This is a genomic window from Roseovarius halophilus (ex Wu et al. 2025), assembly GCF_047086965.1.
On the sequence record NZ_JBKOTX010000538.1, the window covers coordinates 1 to 617 of the forward strand.

Here is a 617-nt window from a genome sequence, read left to right on the forward strand (position 1 = left end):
CGATCATCTGGCGCGCATAGAGCGGCAGCCCCACGGTGTTGGCGGTCTCCAGAAGGTTGGCCGGCCCGCCATAGGTGGTGAAGGTGTCGAAGGTGCCCATCGGGAAGGCAATGCCCTCGCCCACGGGGATCAGGCGCTCCGAGGTGCCGTTCGAGAGCGTGACGGAGCCGTTGTATTCCTCGAAGAGGATGCCTGCGAAGGGAAAAGCGCGGCGCATGTCGTCGCGCAGCGGCTGGCCGCCGGTGGCCGCGTAGAACTTGTAGGCGTCCTCGATCTTGGGATGGCTGATCAGCTTGTCGAAGAACTCCGAGCTGACCAGCGCATGGGCGGTGGTCATGGTCTCGCCCAGCAGGTTGTCCTCGATGCCGCGCAGCACATTACGCACCTTGGCCTGGATGTTGGTGCCTGCGGTGCCAAAGACGAAGTCGACGGAGATCCGGGTGAGCCCGAACTCGGTGAAGTAGTCGTAGAGCGTGGTGCCGGCGCCGTCCTTCACGATGCCGCGCAGGGCGTTCATCTCCATGTATTCGCGGGTCTGGGCATGCTTGCGGCGCATCAGCGTCAGCTTGCGGTTCATCACCTCGACCAGGGGATCGGCGGCGTCCGAGACGCCCAGC

At 64.7% G+C, this 617-nt stretch carries 1 protein-coding gene; it reads right to left on the reverse strand.

The window, feature by feature from the left end; translation table 11 throughout:
• Positions 1–617, reverse strand: a 617-nt coding sequence (locus ACH107_RS33370; protein ID WP_412509865.1) for a major capsid protein, incomplete at both ends; no start/stop codon positions are given.